At 63.2% G+C, this 16670-nt stretch carries 15 protein-coding genes; 7 read left to right on the forward strand and 8 right to left on the reverse strand.

All coding sequences use genetic code 11. From position 1 onward, the window contains the following. Positions 1–58 precede the first annotated feature (58 nt). Complete coding sequence (gene aspS, locus EN824_RS10700) at positions 59–1846, forward strand: aspartate--tRNA ligase (protein WP_189522171.1); 1788 nt, start codon at positions 59–61, stop codon at positions 1844–1846. A gap of 234 nt (positions 1847–2080) precedes the next feature. On the opposite strand, the gene EN824_RS10705 is transcribed toward aspS, so the two are convergent. After that, positions 2081–3271: a hypothetical protein gene (locus EN824_RS10705; RefSeq protein WP_135932229.1), complete on the reverse strand. Its 1191-nt coding sequence runs from the start codon at positions 3269–3271 to the stop codon at positions 2081–2083. A 331-nt stretch (positions 3272–3602) separates the two neighbouring features. Between EN824_RS10705 and parC the strand changes: the two genes are divergently transcribed. Beyond that, positions 3603–5855, forward strand: coding sequence for a DNA topoisomerase IV subunit A (parC, locus tag EN824_RS10710; RefSeq protein ID WP_135932230.1), 2253 nt, complete (start codon positions 3603–3605; stop codon positions 5853–5855). A 118-nt stretch (positions 5856–5973) separates the two neighbouring features. Next, positions 5974–7188, forward strand: a complete 1215-nt coding sequence (locus EN824_RS10715) for an AI-2E family transporter (protein WP_127869651.1) — start codon at positions 5974–5976, stop codon at positions 7186–7188. Positions 7189–7197: 9 nt separating this feature from the next. Here EN824_RS10715 and EN824_RS10720 read toward each other — a convergent pair whose 3' ends face one another. The 3 genes from EN824_RS10720 to EN824_RS10730 form a co-directional block, all read right to left on the reverse strand. Further along, positions 7198–8094 carry a DMT family transporter gene (locus EN824_RS10720; RefSeq protein ID WP_135932231.1) on the reverse strand — a complete coding sequence of 299 codons (897 nt, stop codon included), beginning with the start codon at positions 8092–8094 and terminating at the stop codon, positions 7198–7200. A 134-nt stretch (positions 8095–8228) separates the two neighbouring features. Continuing rightward, positions 8229–8987 carry an arginyltransferase gene (locus EN824_RS10725; RefSeq protein WP_015318275.1) on the reverse strand — a complete coding sequence of 253 codons (759 nt, stop codon included), beginning with the start codon at positions 8985–8987 and terminating at the stop codon, positions 8229–8231. A 140-nt stretch (positions 8988–9127) separates the two neighbouring features. Beyond that, positions 9128–9598, reverse strand: coding sequence for an RDD family protein (locus EN824_RS10730; protein ID WP_127280407.1), 471 nt, complete (start codon positions 9596–9598; stop codon positions 9128–9130). Positions 9599–9804: 206 nt separating this feature from the next. On the opposite strand from EN824_RS10730, the gene sthA reads away from it, so the two are divergent. After that, positions 9805–11193: a Si-specific NAD(P)(+) transhydrogenase gene (gene sthA / locus EN824_RS10735; protein WP_127869649.1), complete on the forward strand. Its 1389-nt coding sequence runs from the start codon at positions 9805–9807 to the stop codon at positions 11191–11193. A 75-nt stretch (positions 11194–11268) separates the two neighbouring features. On the opposite strand, the gene EN824_RS10740 is transcribed toward sthA, so the two are convergent. Beyond that, the gene (locus tag EN824_RS10740) at positions 11269–11940 is read right to left on the reverse strand and encodes an alpha/beta hydrolase (RefSeq protein ID WP_135863992.1); all 672 of its coding nucleotides are present in this window, start codon (positions 11938–11940) and stop codon (positions 11269–11271) included. A gap of 200 nt (positions 11941–12140) precedes the next feature. On the opposite strand from EN824_RS10740, the gene EN824_RS10745 reads away from it, so the two are divergent. After that, positions 12141–13340 carry an OpgC family protein gene (locus tag EN824_RS10745; RefSeq protein WP_135863994.1) on the forward strand — a complete coding sequence of 400 codons (1200 nt, stop codon included), beginning with the start codon at positions 12141–12143 and terminating at the stop codon, positions 13338–13340. Between the two features lie 16 nt (positions 13341–13356). Here the strand turns inward: EN824_RS10745 and EN824_RS10750 are convergent, their stop codons facing one another. Beyond that, on the reverse strand, positions 13357–14433 hold the full coding sequence (locus tag EN824_RS10750; protein WP_135863997.1) for a substrate-binding domain-containing protein: 1077 nt from the start codon (positions 14431–14433) through the stop codon (positions 13357–13359). Positions 14434–14594: 161 nt separating this feature from the next. On the opposite strand from EN824_RS10750, the gene EN824_RS35175 reads away from it, so the two are divergent. Together EN824_RS35175 and EN824_RS35180 are read left to right on the forward strand one after the other, a co-directional pair. After that, positions 14595–14738 carry a hypothetical protein gene (locus tag EN824_RS35175; RefSeq protein ID WP_189343628.1) on the forward strand — a complete coding sequence of 48 codons (144 nt, stop codon included), beginning with the start codon at positions 14595–14597 and terminating at the stop codon, positions 14736–14738. Between the two features lie 57 nt (positions 14739–14795). Then, on the forward strand, positions 14796–14942 hold the full coding sequence (locus EN824_RS35180; protein ID WP_189343629.1) for a hypothetical protein: 147 nt from the start codon (positions 14796–14798) through the stop codon (positions 14940–14942). 17 nt (positions 14943–14959) lie between these two features. Here the strand turns inward: EN824_RS35180 and EN824_RS10755 are convergent, their stop codons facing one another. Together EN824_RS10755 and EN824_RS10760 are read right to left on the reverse strand one after the other, a co-directional pair. After that, entirely contained in the window at positions 14960–15325 is a 366-nt protein-coding gene (locus EN824_RS10755) for a DUF423 domain-containing protein (RefSeq protein ID WP_135863999.1), read from the reverse strand. 38 nt (positions 15326–15363) lie between these two features. Continuing rightward, on the reverse strand, positions 15364–16617 hold the full coding sequence (locus EN824_RS10760; protein WP_135864001.1) for an MFS transporter: 1254 nt from the start codon (positions 16615–16617) through the stop codon (positions 15364–15366). Between the last annotated feature and the right edge of the window lie 53 nt (positions 16618–16670).

The following is a 16670-nucleotide window of genomic DNA, read 5'->3' on the forward strand; positions in this document are numbered from 1 at the left end:
GAGGCCGGGCCGTAATGCTTCGGTCTGCCACCCAGCACCCCGGACTTTATCCATGACAATGCATCGTTACCGCAGCCATACCTGTGCCCAGTTGAGAAAGAGCGACGTCGGCAATTCCGTCCGGCTGTCGGGCTGGGTGCATCGCGTGCGCGACCATGGCGGCCTGCTCTTCATCGACCTGCGCGACCACTACGGCCTGACCCAGATCGTCGCCGATCCCGATTCGCCTGCCTTCAAGGTCGCCGAGACCGTGCGCGGCGAATGGGTGATCCGCGTCGACGGCGAGGTCAAGGCGCGCCTGCCGGAGACCACGAACGCCAATTTGCCGACCGGCGAGATCGAGATTTTCGCCCGCGAGATCGAGGTGCTGTCGGCGGCCAAGGAGTTGCCGCTGCCGGTGTTCGGCGAACCGGACTATCCCGAGGACATCCGTCTGAAATACCGCTTCCTCGATCTGCGCCGTGAGACGTTGCATCGGAACATCGTGGCGCGCACGAAAATCATCGCAGAGATGCGCAAGCGCATGGGCGAGGTCGGCTTCACCGAATTCTCGACGCCGATCCTCACTGCGTCGTCGCCGGAAGGTGCGCGCGACTTCCTGGTGCCGTCGCGCATCCATCCCGGCACTTTCTACGCGCTGCCGCAGGCGCCGCAGCAGTACAAGCAATTGATCATGGTGTCGGGCTTCGACCGCTATTTCCAGATCGCGCCCTGCTTCCGCGACGAGGATCCGCGCGCCGACCGTCTGCCCGGCGAATTCTACCAGCTCGACCTCGAAATGAGCTTCGTCGAGCAGGACGACGTGCTGTCGACCATGGAACCTGTGATGCGCGGCGTCTTCGAGACCTTCGCCAACGGCAAGCCGGTGACGCAGAAGTTCCAGCGCATCCCCTATGATGTCGCCATGCGCAAATACGGTTCCGACAAGCCCGATTTGCGCAACCCGATCGAGATGCAGGCCGTCTCCGATCATTTTCGCGATTCCGGCTTCAAGGTATTCGCCAACATCCTGGCCAACGACCCGAAGGCGGAGGTTTGGGGCATTCCCGCCAAGACCGGCGGCAGCCGCGCCTTCTGCGACCGCATGAATAGCTGGGCGCAGGGCGAGGGCCAGCCGGGCCTGGGCTACATCTTCTGGCGCAAGGAGGGCGACAAGCTCGAAGGAGCCGGCCCGCTCGCCAAGAACATCGGCGAGGAACGCACGGAAGCGATCCGCCTGCAGCTCGGCCTTGCCGACGGCGACGCCGCCTTCTTCGTCGCCGGCGATCCGAAGAAGTTCGTTTCTTTCGCGGGCGCTGCGCGCACCCGTGCCGGCGAGGAACTCAATCTTGTCGATCGCGAACGCTTCGAATTGTGCTGGATCGTCGACTTCCCGTTCTTCGAATGGAATGAGGAGGAGAAGAAGATCGACTTCGCCCACAATCCGTTCTCCATGCCGCAAGGTGGCATCGATGCGCTCAACGGCGAGGACCTGCTCGGCATCAAGGCGTTCCAGTACGACATGGTCTGCAACGGTTTCGAGATCGCCAGCGGCGGTATCCGCAACCATTTGCCCGAAACCATGGTCAAGGCGTTCGAGACGGTCGGGTTGGACCGCGCCACGGTCGAGGAACGCTTTGGCGGCCTCTATCGCGCCTTCCAGTATGGCGCGCCGCCGCATGGCGGCATGGCGGCCGGTGTCGATCGCGTCGTCATGCTCCTGGTCGGTGCCAAGAACCTGCGCGAAATCACCATGTTCCCGATGAACCAGCAGGCCTTTGATTTGTTGATGAACGCGCCGTCGGAAGCCTCTCCGCAGCAGCTTCGCGAACTGGCGCTACGCGTCGCGCCGACCAAGAAGGACTGACGGCAGCGTTGCGACTGCCGTTTCTCCCCGTCTCTATACGGGGAGAAATGTCCGGCAGGACAATGAGGGGCAGCGCGGACGCAGGCGATTGGCGAACGGCCTCAGCAGTTGACGCCTTCTGACAGGCAATCGGATCGGCGTCGAATTGCAGTTGGCAGGGGGCGGCGCTGCCCCTCATCTGCCTGCCGGCACCTTCTCCCCGTATAATGACGGGGAGAAGGTAGCTAACTCCAATCAGTCCTCGTTCGCCTTGACGCTGACGCCGAGTGTCTTCGGCAGATCGAGCGGGTTGGACATGGCGCCCGCCATGATCAGCGCGAAGGGCACCGATGCCGGCGGCTCGGCCGAGATTTCGAGGCTCTTCGGATCGTCGAGATATTTGCTGACCGCCGCGGTCACCTGAGCCGTCAGTTCCGGATTGTTGAGCTGTGCCATGCCGAACGGCACGATCGCCTTGGCCTGGTTGGCGATGTCCTTGGCCGACATGCCCTGCTGCTTGCCGACATAGTCCAGCACCTTGCCGGTCAGCGAATCGTCGTCGAAGCGGATCGAGGCGCTGTTGAACGAAAGCTGCTGCAACAGGCCGAGCATGGCCATGCCTTGCGCTGAATTGTCGGCGCCTTCCGGCTGCGCGGCCATCTTCTTCTGCATTTCCTGCAGCGATTTGATGAAGTCGATCGTGTAGCCGCCAAGGTCGAAGGTCATGCCGAGCGTGCCGGCGTTCTCGACGGAGATGTCGTATTTCGACAGTTCCATCTTGCCGTCCGATGGCTGCCAGGTGCCGGCCATCTCGAGATTGCCCGAGATGTTCTGGTAGCCGAGCGCGTCGATGACTTCCTTGGACTTGGGATCGTCGACCAGCGAGAGATCGGCCGTGAACTTCTCGGTATTGGCGGTGAATTCCATCGCCTTGCCGTCGGCGGGCGGCGTGATCTCGATGGCAAGGCCGTCCATCGAGAAGGCGGTCTTGTCGGCGACCTTGACCGTCATGTTCGACAGTTCGGCGGATTTGTACATCATCAGCGAACCAAGCGGGCTGGTGGAGCCGTCGGCCGGTACCGTCATGTCGTGGATGACGAAGGGACTGAGATCGAGGGTGACGCCGTCCTTGGTGTGTTCGAAGGCCGAGGTCGACACGGTGCCGATATCATAGCCGCCATTGGCTTCGGTGACGTTCTCGAGCTTGACGTCGCCGATCGCCAGCGCTTCCTTTTCCGCGGCCGGTTTCACCGACACGCCCTGCAGCACCATGCTGGTGTTGTCGCCGGTCACGCCGGTCCAGGAGATGTCGACACCCTGTGCGGAGAGTGCTGCCTTCAGCCGGTCCGCGACCGCGGCATCCTGGGCAAGGGCCGCATTCAGCGGCAGTGTGAGCAAGAAAGTCGAAAGAGCGAATTTCCGGATAGTTGAGCGTTTGATTGTCATCGCAAGGTCCCTGAGAGTGTCCTGAAATTGTTTTTCAATTCTTTGCGCCATCACCATTCCGTGACGAACTGGACGGGAAAAAGGCGTGTTCCGGCACAATGGTCCAAAATCGCGGTGAAAGGCAAACCCGATCCGAGCGCTATTGGAGAATGCAGTGAATTTGGCATGAAGGTCGGGCCGCCAGCGTGCTTCGCAATAGATGCGGCATGTAACAGATTGATGTTGGACGGCAAGCTCGACCGTGCGGGTTCCTGTTGCAGAAACGAGCGCAAATCGATTGGTCGGGTGCGCGCCTCTTGCCGCGAATCACCCGCTCGGCTAGTCCCAGCCCATGGGAAAAAGGCTTTTGCCGCCTGACAATGGCGGTGGCGATCATATAGAACCGGTCGATCTGAAGAAGGCGCTGGAAGAGCGTTATCTGGCCTATGCGCTGTCGACCATCATGCACCGGGCGCTGCCGGACGTGCGTGACGGGCTGAAGCCGGTCCATCGCCGCATCATGCACGCCATGCGCCTGCTGCGCCTCAATCCCGACCAGGGTTTTGCCAAATGCGCCCGGATCGTCGGCGAGGTGATGGGCAAGTTCCACCCGCATGGCGACCAGTCGATCTATGATGCGCTGGTGCGGCTGGCGCAGGATTTTTCGATGCGCTACCCCCTGGTCGACGGCCAGGGCAATTTCGGCAACATCGACGGCGATAACGCGGCCGCCATGCGCTACACCGAAGCGCGCATGACCGACGTGGCGACCGAATTGCTTGCCGGCATCACCGAGGACGCGGTCGACTATCGGCCGACCTACAATGAAGAGGACGAGGAGCCGGTCGTGCTCCCCGGTGCCTTCCCCAATCTCTTGGCCAACGGCTCGTCCGGCATCGCGGTCGGCATGGCGACGTCGATCCCGCCGCACAACGCGGCCGAGCTTTGCGACGCCGCGCTGCACCTGATCGAGCATCGCGATGCGCCGGTGGCGAAGCTGATGGATTTCGTCCAGGGCCCGGATTTCCCGACCGGCGGCATCATCGTCGACAGCCGCGCTTCCATCCTCGAAGCCTACGAGACCGGCCGCGGCGGCTTTCGCGTGCGGTCGAAGTGGAGCCAGGAAGACCAGGGCAGGGGCACCTGGAGCATCGTCATCACCGAAATCCCCTATGGCGTGCAGAAGGCCCGGCTGATCGAGAAGATCGCCGAGCTGTTGATGGCCCGCAAGCTGCCGCTGCTCGAGGATATCAGGGACGAAAGCGCCGAGGACATCCGCGTCGTGCTGGTGCCCAAGAGCCGTTCCGTCGACCCAGGCATCCTGATGGAATCGCTGTTCAAGCTGACCGAGCTCGAAAGCCGTTTCCCGCTCAACATGAATGTGCTGTCGCGCGGCAAGGTGCCCAATGTGCTCTCGCTGAAAGGCGTGCTGCAGGAATGGCTGGATCACCGCCGCGATGTCCTCATCCGTCGCTCGAAACATCGCCTCGGCGAGATCGAGAGGCGGTTGGAAATCCTCGCCGGCTACCTGATCGCCTATCTCAACATCGATGAGGTGATCAAGATCATCCGCGAGGAGGATGAGCCCAAACAGGTCATGATGGCCCGCTGGTCGCTCACCGACACCCAGGCCGAAGCGATCCTCAACATGCGGCTGCGCGCTTTGCGCAAGCTTGAGGAATTCGAGATCCGCAAGGAATTCGATGGGCTGACCGCCGAGAAGAAGCAGATCGAGGCGCTGCTGGCGTCCGACGCCAAGCAGTGGTCGACGATCAAGTGGGAAGTCACCCAGGTTCGCGACAAATTCGGCCCGGAGACCGAGCTCGGCAAGCGCCGCACCCAGTTCGCCGATGCGCCAGAGCACGACCTGACCGACATCGCCCACGCCATGATCGAGCGCGAGCCGGTCACCGTGGTGGTTTCGGAAAAGGGCTGGCTGCGGGCGATGAAGGGGCATCTGGCCGATCTCTCGACGCTGACCTTCAAGGAGGGCGACAGCCTCAAGCTCGCCTTCCATGCCCAGACGACCGACAAGGTGCTGGTCTTCACCACCGGCGGCAAGTTCTACACGATCGGCGCCGACCGGCTGCCGGGCGGCCGTGGCCATGGCGAGCCGATCCGCATCATCGTCGACATGGACAATGACCAGGACATCGTCACCGCCTTCGTCCACGATCCCAAACGCAAGCTGCTGCTCGCCTCGTTCGACGCCAACGGCTTCATCGTTCCGGAGGAAGAGGTGGTCGCCAACACCCGCAAGGGCAAGCAGGTGATGAACGTCAAGGCCCCCGACGAAGCCAAGCGCTGCGTGCCGGTCGTCGGCGATCATCTCGCTATCGTCGGCGAGAACCGCAAGATGCTGGTGTTCGCGCTCTCGGAAATTCCGGAGATGGGCCGCGGCAAGGGTGTGCGGCTGCAGAAATACAAGGACGGCGGCCTTCTCGACCTCAAGCCGTTCTCGATGGAGACCGGTCTTTCCTGGCAGGATTCAGCCGACCGTACTTTCACCCGGTCGCGCGAGGAACTGGCCGAGTGGATCGGCGCGAGGGCATCGGCAGGGCGTATGGTGCCGAAAGGTTTCCCGAGGACTGGGAAGTTCGGTTGAAGCTGCCGATCCCTCGTGGGGGAGATTGGCAGCTTCACCAACACCGTTTGGACTATCGTCACGATTGCTGCACTATATCGGCGCATAACTGACCGGATGGTCGGGGAGAACAGCGCGTTTGAAGGAAGCAAAGATCCAGAAACCGGAACGGCAGCAGCGCCTGTTCGGGCTGTCGACGCCGCTCCGTTCGGCTGTCATCCCGCCGCTGTCGGCGGCGCGCTGGTTGTTGGTGCTGATCGTCGCCGCCGGCGTCTATTTCTTCCACGGTTTCCTGTTCCCGGTGCTGGCGGCGCTCGTCATCGCCTTCGCCAGCTGGCCGCTCTACCGTCGCCTGCTGGTCGGCGTTGGCGGCAACCGCACCATCGCCGCCACATTTGCCATCCTGTTCATCCTCGCCTTCCTGGTCATACCGATCGCGCTCGCCGGCACCTATGCCATCAACGAGGTGCGCGAATGGGTCGGCTGGGCGATCGAGACCAACCGCCACGGTGCGGTGACGCCGCACTGGATCGCCACCATGCCTGTCGTGGGTGAGTGGCTCAACGAGCAGTGGACGACCAATCTCGGCCATCCCGGCGGCATCGGCGAACTGATCCAGCTGGTCAGCGGCGCGAATATCGGCAGCATCTACCGAGGCGCGCTCGCCGCCGGCGGCAGCGCTTTCAGCCTCTTTCTGACGCTGCTGTTCATGATGATCGCCCTGTTTTTCGCCTATCGTGATGGCGAGAATTTCGCCGGCCAGATCGACCGCCTCGGCGAACGCATCCTGCCGACCCGCTGGGAGCGGATCTCGCGCGTCGTGCCGGCGACCATTTCCTCGACCGTGACCGGCATGACCGTGATTGCCATCGGCGAGGGCCTGGTGCTGGGTGTCGCCTACTGGCTGGCCGGGGTGCCGTCACCTGTGACGCTGGGCGCGCTGACCGGCGTGATGGCGCTCATCCCCGGCGGGGCGCCGCTGTCCTTCACGCTGGTGTCGATCTACCTCGCGGCCAGCGGCTCGCCGATGGCCGGCCTGGCGCTGTTCATATGGGGGACGGTCGAGCTGTTCATTGTCGACAAGACCTTGCGGCCGAAGCTCGTCGGCGGACCGATAAAACTGCCCTTCCTGCCGACCTTTTTCGGCCTGATCGGCGGCGTCAAGACCATGGGTTTTCTCGGCCTGTTCATCGGTCCGGTCCTGATGGCGCTGCTGGTCGCGATCTGGCGCGAGTGGCTGCGCGAGGTGGAACTGGCCGATGAGACGGCGGCCGGATCGGCCGCCGAGATCGAGGCCGGTCGGCGGATCGAGGTCCTGCCCGAACCAGGCGCCGCGAAGAAAGCCAGCGCCTGACCTCGAACCCTACGCCGGATGATGCACCGCAAGGTCGCCGCGACGCTTACGTCCATCATGCAGCTGCCAGAGCGAATGGGCGACCAGCGTGACGATCAGTATGCCGCCGCCGATCAGGCTGTTGCGGGTCGGCGTCTCGGCGAAGATCATCCACACCCAGATCGGCGCCAGCACCGTTTCGAGCAGGTAGAACATCGCCACTTCCGGTCCTGAAATGTACTTCGGCCCGGCGGCGAGGCAGAAGAACGAGATCGGCATGATGACGGCGCCGTTGAAGATGATCCACCATGGCGCGTTCACGTGGAAGCCTTCGCCTGTCACCATGAAGGCGGCCAGCCCAAGCGGCAGAAGGACGCCGATGAGCGAGGTGAATCCCATATCCTTGCCGCTGGCGCGCGAGATGGTGATGGCGACCGCGATGAAGAAGGCCGAGCAGAGCGCCATGAAGTCGCCGAACAGCTTGCCGGTGCCGACCGAACCGCCGACGATGACCAGCACGCCGAGGATCATCACCAGCATGGCCACGATGGTCACCGTCCGCGGTTCTTCCCGCAGGAATATCCACGACAGAAGCGCCGCGAACACGGTGTTGAAGGCGAGGATGAACACCAGATCGGCGGTCGAGGTGTGGTAGACCGCGGTGACGAAGGTGATCGAGGTCAGCCCATAGCATATCGCCACGATCAGCCCGTCCCAACCGGGGATGAGCGGCGGTGCATTGCGGCTCAGCGCGCGCCAGACCGACCAGATGATCATCGCGGCGATGAAAGTGGTTCCGGTGCGCAGCAAAAGGATCGTCCACGCGCCGCCATCCGCAAGGCGGATCAACGGTATGTCGACAGTCAGTATCAGTCCGCCGATGGCGGTTATCAAAAGGCCCTTCTGGTGATCGTGGTGAGAGGACATGCAGGAACTTTCGCAATTGAATTGCAGGCGGTGGCCGATCGGCGCAAGCGCGCACTCTCTCCAACCGAGCGGCTGAAAGACCAGCATCCCCTGCCTTGAAACAGTTTAAGCGTGGATCGTGGGAAAACTCAGCGTCAGACCGCTTCGTTTGTATAGCGCTCCCAGCCTTTCGGGCCGAGATGCTCCTGCGGCATGAAGCGCATCTTATAGTTCATCTTGCGCGAACCATTGACCCAGTAGCCAAGGTAGACATGGGGCAGTCCCATCGCCTTGGCACGGGCGATATGGTCGAGGATCATGAACGTGCCGAGTGAGCGGCTTTCGAAATCGGGATTGAAATAGGAATAGACCATCGACAGGCCGTCGGCCATCTTGTCGGTGAGCGCCACCGCGATGAGTTCGCCCTGACCCTTGCCGGTGATGAAGGTATCGGGCCCGCGCCGCCGGTATTCGATCACCTTGGTGTCGACATGCGTATCCTCGACCATCATGGCGTAGTCGAGCACTGTCATGTCGGACATGCCGCCGCGGCGGTGGCGGGCATCGAGATAGCCGCGAAACAGCGAATATTGTTCGGTTGAGGGCTCGGCATTGTGCATCGCGCCGACGAGATCGGAATTGTGCTGCAGCACGCGCTTCATGTTGCGGCTGGCGGTGAACTCCTGGGCCAGGATGCGCACGGATACACAGGCGCGGCAGGTTTCGCAGGCTGGCCTGTAGGCGATGTTCTGCGAGCGCCGGAAGCCGCCTTGCGTAAGCAGGTCGTTCATTTCCGAGGCCTTGTCGCCGACCAGATGTGTGAACACCTTCCGCTCGAACTGGCCGTCGAGGTAGGGGCACGGCGACGGCGCGGTCAGGAAGAACTGCGGCGACTGGGTCGGATGCTGCGTCATCGAGCCTTGGAAACACTCCTTCGAATCGCTCTACCTTTGGCTCGGGCGGCGAAAAATTCAACAGGATTGTGAAGGTGTGGTTGCCTGAACACCTTCACATTTGCGCTCAAGGGGCTGCGACTTCTCTTGAGGGCCGGTTTTTAGCGGCCGGTGCGGCTGACCACGGTGCCGAGCAAAAGATCGTGCAGCGTGCGCTTGCGGTCCGAGAATAGCGTCACCAGCAGGACCAGCGGCGACAGGATGACGTTGCCGGCCCAGAACAATACGGAATGGACGACCGCGGTGAGGCCGTCGATCGGCCTGCCGTCGAGACGATCGAGGCGGATGCCCATCATCTTCATGCCCGTGGTGGCCTGGTCGGCGCTGCCCAGCGTGTTCCAGATGTAGAGGATGGCGACTGCCGGCACCAGGACGCCGAACAGCATCCAGCCAAGACCGAGGGTCAAAAGCCCGAGGAAGAACACCAGGATGGCGAACGGAATGGTGAGCAGGGCAACCATGATATAGTCGAGCACGAAGGCCAGGATGCGCCTTGTGCGCACGCCTTCATAAGCCCTGACATCGTCGAGCCGGGTGTTGATGATTTCGCCGTCGAGAACGCGAGCGTTCATGTCATTTCCTCGTAACAGGGTCCGACATAGGGTGCGGACCGCTCGATGATGAAATGGTGAAGGCTCGCCGCAGAATCAAGATTGGGCCATTCGCCGGCTCGCACGGCGGAGCCAGACGGCCGACAGTCCGAATCGGTTGAATTCGCGGCGCGGATGGCGTTAGCTTGTTGCGGCGCAACAAAATGGGCGCCGAGGGACGGGGACATATGGATTACGACATGCTGGTCATCGGCAGCGGCCCCTCGGGCCGCCGCGCGGCGGTGCAATCGGCCAAACTCGGCAAATCGGTGCTGGTGGTCGACCGCGGCCGGCGTCTTGGCGGCGTCTCGGTGCACACCGGCACCATTCCCTCGAAAACGCTGCGCGAAACGGTGCTCAATCTCTCGGGCTGGCGCGAGCGCGGCTTCTATGGACGCGGCTACCGGGTCAAGCAGGACATCTCGGTCGGCGACCTGATCGAGCGCCTGCACAAGACGCTCGACCACGAGGTCGAGGTGCTGCAACACCAGTTCATGCGCAACACGGTCAAAAGTGCGCGCGCGGCGGTAAAATTTCTCGGCCCCAACAAGGTCAGCCTGACATCGGACAATGGCGACTATAGCGAAGTCGGCTTCGCCAATGCGCTGATCGCCGTCGGCACCAGGCCGCATCGGCCGCGCGACGTGCCCTTCGACAAGACCCGTGTCTTCGACAGCGACGAGATGCTCGAACTCGACCGGCTGCCGCGCACGCTGACGGTGATCGGCGCCGGCGTCATCGGCGTCGAATACGCCACGATCTTTTCCGCGCTCGACGTACCGGTGACGCTGGTCGAGCCGCGCAACTCCATCCTCGATTTTGTCGACCGCGAGATCGTCGACGATTTCATCCACCAGATGCGCGACCGTGGCATGACCATAAGGCTGGGCAGCGCGGTCAAGGAAATCCGCTCCAAGCCGGAAGCCGCCGAGGTGGAGCTGGCCGATGGCCGCACCATCCGCTCCGAGGTCGTGCTCTATGCCGCCGGCCGCACCGGCAATGTCGGCAGCCTTGGCCTCGACGTGGTCGGCATCGAGGCCGACTCCAGGGGCCGCATCAAGGTCGATCCGCAGACGTTTCAGACCAGCGTGCCCAATATCTACGCCGCCGGCGACGTCATCGGCTTTCCGAGCCTTGCCTCCACCTCGATGGAGCAGGGCCGGGTGGCTGCCTGTCATGCCTTCGGCGTGTCATTGCCGCCGCCGCCGGAGACGTTCCCCTATGGCATCTACGCGGTGCCGGAGATTTCCACCGTCGGCCAGTCCGAGGAGCAAGTGCGCGAGAGCGGCGCCGCCTATGAGGTCGGCGTCGCGCGCTTTCGCGAGACATCGCGCGGCCACATCATGGGCGTCAACACCGGCTTCCTGAAGCTGCTGTTCTCGATCGAGACGCGGCGCCTGCTCGGCGCGCACATCGTCGGCGAGGGCGCCACCGAACTCATTCACATCGGCCAGGCGGTGATCAATCTCGGCGGCACGGTCGACTTCTTCGTCAACAACACCTTCAACTACCCAACGCTGGCCGAGGCCTACAAGATCGCCGGGCTGGATGCCTGGAACCGGATGGGGAGGGGGTAGGCTCCCGCCATCTGGGCGAGCAAAGCCAGCATCACGTCGGCTGATGGCATCGGCAGCACCGCCTGCCCTGATTGCCTATCGCGATGGCGCGCGCGTCCACGCCGATCCCGGCAGCCATCGCCCGACGATCGCGGCGTCCGGCTCGCCGATTTCGTGGCCCGATGGAACAATCCGGGCGTCGATCTCGGTGCCGTGCCGGCTGAGCAGCGTCACCAGCGCCGGCGCGAAAGACCCGTAGGTCTCGTCGGCGGCTCCGGCAATGATCAGCGTTCGCGTTCCCGCAAGGTCCGTCGCCGGGACCTCGTCGAGCACGGGCATCGGCCTCAACAGCGCAGCGCTGCGGACGATGCCGGGATGGAGCAGCATCAGGCTCGAAACCAGATTGGCGCCGTTCGAATAGCCAAGGAATGTCGCGTGATCGAGATCAAGCCCATGGCGCGCGACGGCTTCGTTTGCGAAGGCCGCGAAGGCGGTGGTTTCGAAATGGATGCTTTCCTGGTCGAAAGTGGTCGGCGTGATTCGCTCGAACCAGCGAAAACCGTCCTCCTGGGGGACACGGCCACGCACCGCGATCAGGACGGCATCGGGCGCCAAGCGTCTCGCCAGCGCCACCATGCTTGTCTCGCCGACGCCCGATCCATGCAGCAGGAACAGGCATTCACGGCTCTTTTCGCCGGGGCGGAGGAGGCGATACGGAAAGGTCAGATCCAGCGTTAGCGGGCCGCTGTCGACATTGTCGCCGGTCATCTCGCATCCCTTTGATTATATGAGGTTCCGCTCAATTTGCCGGCTTCAAAACGCAATATTTTCATGCTCCGCGAAAGTTGATCGAACCAGGCGCATTCCAGCCCGTTTCTGCGCCGATACACTCCGGTGGGAGGAATCGAAGCGGTGCGTCGGGGGTCGCATTGCTGGACATGAACAACCAGCTTTGAGGCCTTTTGTCGATGACTACCCCTGTTTTGCCGGATCGCAATTTGCGTATCCCCGAACGCGACACGCGTATCGATGTACTGCGCGCGCTGGCCCTGCTCACGATCTTCATCGACCATGTGCCGGGCACGGCTTTCGAGGCGCTGACCTACAAGAATTTCGGTTTCTCGGACGCGGCCGAGGCATTCGTGCTGATTTCCGGCATCTCGGTCGCGCTCGCCTACGGCACGAAGTTCCGCCCGGGTGGCCGGCTTCTCGCGACCTTGAAGATGTGGCGGCGGGCGGGCGTGCTCTATGTCGCCCATATCGTCACGACGATGGTGGTGATGGCCCTGTTCTGCGCCGTGGCGGTGTTTGCCAAGCGGCCGGAACTGGTGAAGCTGATCAACATCGAGCCGCTGATGAAGAACCCGCCGCAAGTGCTGGTCGGCATCGTCACGCTCGGCCACCAGCTCGGCTACAACAACATCCTGCCGGTCTATGCGGCGCTGCTTTTGATGGCGCCGGCCTTTGTCCTGTTCGTCAGCTACCGGCCCGTCGCGGCCCTTGTCGCATCCGGCACGTTGTGGCTCGTTGCAGGAATCTGGCAGATCGCGCCGCCCAATTATCCCGAGCCCGGTTTCTGGTTCCTCAACCCGCTGTCCTGGCAGTTCCTGTTCAACATCGGCCTTGTCGCCATGCTGCATGTCAGGCGCGGCGGTGTCATTCCGGTCAACCGCTGGCTGGTCGGCGCGGCCGCCGCCTATGTGCTGGCGGCGCTGGTCTGGGTGCACAGCCCGCTCTGGGGGCAGATAACCTGGTTCAACCTGCCGGTGGTGATCGGCGGCTTCGACAAGACCTTCCTGTCGCTGCCGCGGCTGCTGCACATCCTGGCGGTCAGCTACCTCGTCGTCGCTCTGCCGGCGCTCTCCAGCCTGTTCCGCACCAGCCCTGATCATCCGCTGGCGATACTGGGCAAACGATCGCTGCCGGTCTTCATCGCCGGCACGGTGATCGCAATGGTCGCTCAGGTGATGAAGCTGATCAATCCAGGCGGGTTCGTCTATGACAGCCTGCTGATATCGGCCGGCATCGCCATGCAGTTCGCGCTCGCCTTCTATCTCGAATGGCTGTCGACCATCGGCGGCTCGGCCAAGGCCCGCACGGCCCAAAAGGATCCCGCGCCGGTCCGTGCGCCTTTGGGCCTCTCCGCCATGGCAAGAGCCAACCGATAGGCGGTTCGGCGGCGGTTCAAGCGCGGGGCGGACCCGACGAGCCCCGCACGATCAGTTCGACCGGCAGTTGATGCCTGCTGACCGGCCCATCGCTCTCCAGGATCGCCCTGACGGCAAGGCGGCCTATCTCGGCAATCGGCTGGGCGATCGTGGTCAATGGCGGCTTGGACACCGCTGCTTCCGGAACATCGTCGAACCCGACGACGGAAACATCGTCGGGCACGTTGAGCCCGCGTGCGCTCAGCCATTCGAGCGCCACCAGGGCCATTCTGTCCGACATGGCAAGGATGGCGGTGGGCGGCGCGTCGGAGGCGAAGATGGTTTCGAGCCCCGCCTTCGTGCTCGCCACGTCGTTGGCGGTCTCGTAGACGGGCACTTTGGATATATCGACGCCAACCCGCGAAAGCTCCCGGAGATAGCCCGTGAGGCGGTTGCGCGTCCCTGCATAGGTAGCGGCCCGTACCTGTTCGGCCGAAACAATGCCCGTCCTGTCGTCGGCGAAGGGCAGCGCAAGGACGGCGAAGCGGCGATGTCCAAGATCGGTGAGATGGCGGGCCGCCATGCCGGCGCCGGCGATGTTGTCGACACCGATCGCGGCGACCGACCCGTCCTCGGAATCGAGGTCGAGCGCGACGAAGGGCAGCTTGCGCTCGCGTGCCAGTTCCACCAGGCGCGAACCGCCCTCGATGCAGAAGACGATGAAGCCGTCGACCAGCGCGCTCTGGATGTTCCAGGCAAGCTGTTCGTTGTTGGCGGCCGAGACCAGTGAGATGCCGGCTCCGGTTGCATCGCAAGCCTGTGAGATGCCCGCCATCATGACGCGCGCAAACGGATCGTCGAAGAAGTAGGAGAGGGGCTCTGCGGTGGCAACGCCAATGGCGTTGACCTTGCCGGCCCGCAGCAGCCGGCCCTTTGGATCGGGGCCGCCATACCCCATGGCCTCGGCGGCTGCGCGAACCCGTTCGCGAACTTCCTCGCGCACGATCTCGGGCCGGCTGAATACATTGGACGCGGTGCCGTGCGAAACCCCGGCGGCCTTGGCGATATCGGCCAGCCGGACGGGTCGTCGATTGCCTGCGGTAAGTGACGCCATTTGCGCGGGTCTCCTGACATGCATTTAGCACGTTCTTGGGCCGCATCTAGCACTTTCGTTGGATCGATTCAAATTTTGCTTGACCGTCGCCAATGAAAGGCCTATCTTTGAATCGATCCAAATTGGCGGATTTAGCCTGTTGATTGACCTCGGAGGGAATGATGCATCCCATCAACTATCTGTTCGAAGACATCTACCGCAACGACTGGAATATCGGGTCGGCGACAAACAGCCAGAAGCGCCGCGACAGAACCAGTCCGTGGATTCGCGACTTGCGCTTCCTCGTAGGGCGCAAGCGGAGCTGATCGGCATTGCCCTTTTTGTGCTTGCGATTGGATCGATTCAATTGGAAGGAGAAAAACATGCACCCCATCCAGCATCTGTTCGAAGACATTTACCGCAACTACTGGGGTATCTCGCCCGCCGCCGAGCGGCCAGAGTCCAGATGTCTGAAGAGGCCGGCCGCGCGCAATCGTGATCTGCTGATCCGACCCGAACGTCGGCGCTGATCCTGCTGGCTTGAATCTCAGGAACGTGGGCGAGCCAGGGCAGAAATTGCTATTGCCAGCCAGCCGACGATGAGCAAGGTGCCGCCGATTGGCGCCGACATCGGAAACAGTCTCGATCCCAGGAAATCGCGGGCGAGAAGATCGCCCGCGAAAAGCACGAGACCGACGAGCAGGACCAGGCTGGCCATTCGCAGCCAGCGGTTCGCGCCGACAAGGCCAATGGCGAGAAACACCGGCGCATGCATCAGAAGGAACGAGGCGGCCGTGCCGGTGAAGGCGCCGCCACGGTGCGCCGCCGCTGCCGACAGCGCCACGCCCGCGGCGCCGACGAGGCCGCCGGCAAGCACGAGGAGGCGGCTGCCGTTTGGATCGGCGAGGTTCATGGTCGGCGTGCTCCTTCTTTTTGCAGGTCGGCCAAGCGTCAGGGCTTGCCCGCTTCCAGCGCCATATGCCGCGTCCGCCGCGACTGGACAATCCAGTTGTAGACGGCACCGAGGGCCATCAGCACCGATGTGCCGAGAAACACCGACGGCATGCCGAAATGGCCGCCGACAAAACCGCCGGCCAGCGGTCCCGCGACCTGCCCGACATACTGCGCCGAGATCGCCAGGCCAAGCACGTTGCCGCCAACGCCGTCGGGGATATTGTGCCTGATGACACTGGTGATGCAGGGCAGGAGACCGCCCAACGCCAGGCCCATCAGGAAACGCAGGCCGATAAGCTGCCAGCTGTTGGTGACAAAAGCCTGCGGGATGAGCAGCAGCGCCGAGACGGCCAGCGCTCCCACGACAACGTTCCAGTGTCCGATCCGGTCCGCGAGCTTCCCGAGCCAGGATGCCGACAGGATGGTGCCGAGCGCGGCCGCCGACATCACAACGCCGGCGACGAGCGTCACCCGGCCCTGGTCCTCGATGAGCTGCTGCACATAGACGGTGATGATCGGCTCGATCGACATTGTGGCGAAGGCGAGCAGCATGCCGGTGGTCAGCATGGCCACGACCGGGCGCTTGTCCGGGATCTGAGACCAGCCGCTTTTCGGCTTTGCCGCCGGCGCGGCCTCGGCCGGCCTTGGGCGCGGGCTCTCCTTGATGAGGAACGTCGTCGCCAGGAAGGCGAGGAAGATCACGCCGCCCGACAACAGGAAGGTGGCGCGAATGCCGATTACCGGCGGCAGCACGCCGCCGAGCAGCGGGCCGACCAGCGAGCCCGCCGTGATACCCGCCGACAGGACGCCAAGCGCCCAGCCGGAGCGCTCCTTCGGCGTCTGCATGGCCACCAATATGGTTGAACCCGAGGAATAGCCGCCGGCGAAGCCGATCAGCAGGCGCAGCAGAACCAATTGCCAGACCGTCTCGACCATGCCCGTCAGCGACATGCAGATCGCCATGCCGAAGGAGGCGCGGACCAGCATCACCTTGCGGCCGTAGCGGTCGCCCAGGCGTCCCCACAGCGGCGCGACCATTGCCGCGGCGAAGAAGGTGGCCCCATAGGCGATGCCGGACCACTGCACGATGGCCGCATGACCCTGTGCGCCGAGCTGTTCGACATAGAGTGGCAGGAACGGCAAGAGCAGGGTCATGGCGATGAGCGTGCTGAACGAGCCCGCGAAACAGACGGCAAGATTGCGCCGCCAGTGAATGTTGTAGCCGCTCTGCCGCGTGTCTTCCTGTGTCATGTCCTGCCTGCCCGGTGTCGGCGCTTGTTGCGGATACCATTTTGGGATACCAA

Source organism: Mesorhizobium sp. M8A.F.Ca.ET.181.01.1.1, from assembly GCF_004792025.1.
Classification (GTDB): Bacteria; Pseudomonadota; Alphaproteobacteria; order Rhizobiales; family Rhizobiaceae; genus Mesorhizobium.